Genomic DNA, 1,215 nt, shown 5'->3' with positions numbered 1-1,215 from the left:
TATCGTCGGCTTGCGCCTAGTTTGGTGAAATTTTAGCAATCAGCAGCTCTAATATTTGAATGTTCAACAGACCCTAATTTATAGGATAATTTATGTACTTGTTTAATAATAAAAATTTATGTATTTTTTCAATATTTCTCTTCACAACGCCGTTTATCAGTATAGCCCAAGCCACAGACGAAGAAGATTATCAAAGCTATATGGATAGCATACCACGCGTTCAGCTCAAGATGATTCCTAACTCAAAAAAAGAAGAAGCAGACGAATCTTCTATACAAACGCATGAACTAGATTCAATGAGCTATACCGATAAATTAAATAAAGAATTAGCAGATAATAAGGTGCCTTTTCGATATTTAACCTACGAATACGGTAGTGGAAAATTTACCACCTATCCATTTGAGCTAGTGAATGAAGTATTACCAACGATAGAGGGTAGTAATCCTAATTATGATAAAAGATACGACAAAGCATTTCAAAAAATGATTTCTAAACTTGTCAGTCGTATTGATCTTACTAATAAGGAGCTTTACGCAATGGGATCACAGCAAGAAGGAGTATACATACAAGATATAAATACTGATAAAAAGTATGTATTTAATGAAATTTGCTTTGATAGTAAATGTGCTATAGGTCAAGTTTTCTATATTTTTGACCCCAAAAAATATGAAATGACAGGGATGCTCTATGATGGTTGTTCGTTTATTAAAGATAACATCACAGGTAAGAATCAACGTACTAAAGAACTATTACAAAAATATATCGATGTACAAGACCCTCTAGATTATAGCTATGCTCCTAGTGCTTGTAAAAAACGCTTGTCGATAGTTAAGGAAAAATAATATGAGCTCACTGATAAAGCCAGTTAAAGGAGCGATCTATACCCCTAATAGAGTAGGTTATATTGGAGCAGTTTCTAGACAAGAGTCATCTTCAGATCTACGTTATTCTTACTCTTATAATCAATCTATAATAAAAGAGATACAACCTCTATTATGAAACAGTTTAGGTAGATTATTTTCCATCCATCCTTGTCGTAGAAACTTCACCCAAGCCCACATCTGCTCGATAGGATTTAGGTCTGGACTATATGTAGGCAGCCATAAAATAGTATGTCCTGCCTCTTCAAGAAGTACTTTGTAGTGGTCAACTAATTTAGGACACCTGATAAGAGGTTTTTATTAAAGTAGCGCTTCTCTTTTTCTAACGGTGTTA

At 33.7% G+C, this 1,215-nt stretch carries 2 protein-coding genes; one reads left to right on the top strand and one right to left on the bottom strand.

Annotation, left to right across the window (positions count from 1 at the left end):
* The first annotated feature begins 92 nt into the window (after positions 1 to 92).
* A complete protein-coding gene (locus tag QL982_RS14405) occupies positions 93 to 842 on the top strand; it encodes a hypothetical protein (RefSeq protein WP_290190444.1) in 750 nt (249 codons plus the stop codon).
* 120 nt (positions 843 to 962) lie between these two features.
* On the opposite strand, the gene QL982_RS14400 is transcribed toward QL982_RS14405, so the two are convergent.
* Complete coding sequence (locus QL982_RS14400; RefSeq protein ID WP_290166234.1) at positions 963 to 1,169, bottom strand: transposase; 207 nt, start codon at positions 1,167 to 1,169, stop codon at positions 963 to 965.
* Positions 1,170 to 1,215: the final 46 nt, after the last annotated feature.

The sequence above is a fragment of the Psychrobacter sp. 5A.1 genome, from assembly GCF_030407455.1.
In the GTDB taxonomy this organism is placed as follows: domain Bacteria; phylum Pseudomonadota; class Gammaproteobacteria; order Pseudomonadales; family Moraxellaceae; genus Psychrobacter.
Note: the sequence above shows the minus strand (reverse complement) of the source record. Positions and strands in the feature narration are given on the sequence as shown.